Raw genomic sequence first — 2,077 nt, 5'->3', positions numbered from 1 at the left:
GTGGCCACCCTGGAACGCCGTCCGGGGCCCCACGACCGCGCCCTGCTATTGCCGCGCCGTGCGTGTGTTGGCCGGCAACTGCTGCGGGTGGCTGGTGCGCAGCGGGTTGATGTCGAGCCCGCCGCGGCGGGTGTAGCGCGCGTACACCGTGAGCTTGATGGGCTTGCAGCGTGTCCACACGTCCATGAAGATGCGCTCCACGCACTGCTCGTGGAATTCGTTGTGGCTGCGAAAGCTCACCAGGTACTGCAGCAGGCCTTCCTGGTTGATCTGCGGGCCGCTGTAGCTGATCTGCACGCTGCCCCAGTCGGGCTGACCCGTCACCAGGCAGTTGCTTTTCAGCAGGTTGCTGGTCAGCACCTCGGACACGGGGGCCTCGCCAAACGCGGCCGTGAGCAGATCGGGTGCAGGCTGGTAGCGCGTGCATTCCACGTCCAGCCGGTCCAGGCTCAGGCCGTCGAGTTCGTGCACGGGTTCGCGGTCGAACAGGTCGGGGCCGATCAGCTTCACGCCCACGGTGGCCGGGTGCTCTGCGCCGCGCCACACGGCTTCGCTGATGTCGGCACGGATGCGCGCCTGCACCTCGGCCGCGTCGGCAAAGCGCGTGTTGTTGAAGCTGTTGAGGTAGAGCTTGAACGACTTGCTTTCGACGATGTTAGGCGTCTCGCAGGGCACGGTGATGTGCGCCAGCGCCACCTGCGGCTTGCCGCGCGCATTCAGCCACGACAGCTCGAACGCCGTCCACAGGTCGGCGCCAAAGAAGGGAGCGGCGCCCGCGATGCCGATTTCTGCGCGCTTGCCGGCCCGGGCAATGGGAAACAGCAGCGACGCGTCGTAGTGGTCGGCGTAGGCCGATGCCCTGCCGAGTTGGGATTGTTCGGGTGTGTTCATGGCGGGTGTGCAGGTCATCCTGTTTGCTCTGTTTTTGATAGCTGCAGGCGCAAACGCAGTGAGCGCATGCGCTTGATCTTGCTCGAATTACTTGAATTCCCGCTCGCGCAGCCACTTGGTGGCGATCCACTTGTCACCCGCAAGGACCGGTGCGCCGCCATGCAGCGTGCGGGTGGACGGTGTGGGGCGCTCGTAGCTGAAGAAAGCGGCATTGCCGCGTTGCGGGGCCACTTCGATCTGCGCATCGGGAAACGTGGTGCCGCCGCCTTGTTCAGGGGTGTTCAGGTACATCACCAGCGTGCCCACGCGCTGCCCGCCGCGCTGGATGACGGTGGGGGTGCCGGGCTCTGCGGGGTCGAAGTAGTCGTAGTGGGGCTTGTATTCGGCGCCCGGGCGGTAGTGCAGCACCTGCAGGCCCTCGCCGTTCTCGATGGGCCAGTTCAGCAGGCTGGCGATGCGTTCTTCGATGCGCTGCACCAGGGGGCTTTCGCCGCGCTGGAAGAACATGCCGTGGCTGGTGCGGTCGTCGTTGACTTCCTCGCCGCCCGTCTGGGTGGCCACGGTGAGCGAGCGCGCCATGCGCGGCGCGGCGGCGGCGATGAGGGCCTCGCACTCCTCGGGTGACAGCAGGTTGCCGAACACCACGACGCGCGGGTGGGCCATGGTCAGCAGCACTTCCACGGAGCGGTCACCGCAGTCGATCCTGTTGGGCGACCCGTCGAGCCGGGGCGCGGGCACCGGCACCACCGCGAGCGGACGCGCCTGGGCCGCAAGCTCGTCCAGATGGTCGTGCAGCGATGTCGCCAGCGCCTGGGTGGCCACGTCTTCAGCCCAGCCGGCGGCAAGCATGGACTGCAGCACGACAGAGGCGCTCTGGCCGGCCTGGGCCTGCTCGACGATCCAGCGGCGCAGTTCGGGCGTGATGGCCTGGGCGGGGGATGCGGAGGTTTCGGGGCGTGTGGGCATGGTGGTCTCTGGTTCGGTTCCCGGCAAAGGTGGGGCAATGGGCAGATCGACAGCTTGCAGGAATGTGCCCAGCCACATGGTAAACAAGTGTGCGGTCTGTGCTGGGTACGCTGGCCGGGCCCACCGGGCCCACCGGGCCCACCGGAGCAACCGGACCAATTGGGCTATGTGGGCTATGTGGGCGACGCGAGGCGGTATGGGCCTGCGCGCCCGCTCTGCC

Annotated in this window: 2 protein-coding genes; both read right to left on the bottom strand. The window is 67.4% G+C overall.

The window, feature by feature from the left end; genetic code table 11:
- Positions 1–45: 45 nt before the first annotated feature.
- Complete coding sequence (gene queF, locus ACDELDRAFT_RS21720; RefSeq protein WP_040330480.1) at positions 46–891, bottom strand: NADPH-dependent 7-cyano-7-deazaguanine reductase QueF; 846 nt, start codon at positions 889–891, stop codon at positions 46–48.
- A gap of 87 nt (positions 892–978) precedes the next feature.
- Positions 979–1,857: a 2OG-Fe(II) oxygenase gene (locus tag ACDELDRAFT_RS21715; protein ID WP_040330479.1), complete on the bottom strand. Its 879-nt coding sequence runs from the start codon at positions 1,855–1,857 to the stop codon at positions 979–981.
- Positions 1,858–2,077 lie beyond the last annotated feature (220 nt).

Origin of the sequence: Acidovorax delafieldii 2AN (genome assembly GCF_000175235.1) — a bacterium.
GTDB classification, from domain to species: Bacteria; Pseudomonadota; Gammaproteobacteria; order Burkholderiales; family Burkholderiaceae_C; genus Acidovorax; species Acidovorax delafieldii_B.
Note: the sequence above shows the minus strand (reverse complement) of the source record. Positions and strands in the feature narration are given on the sequence as shown.

Coding starts and splice junctions, on each gene's coding strand:
- queF (WP_040330480.1), bottom strand. CDS start 891: ATGAACACACCCGAACAATCCCAACTCGGCAGGGCATCGGCCTACGCC.
- ACDELDRAFT_RS21715 (WP_040330479.1), bottom strand. CDS start 1,857: ATGCCCACACGCCCCGAAACCTCCGCATCCCCCGCCCAGGCCATCACG.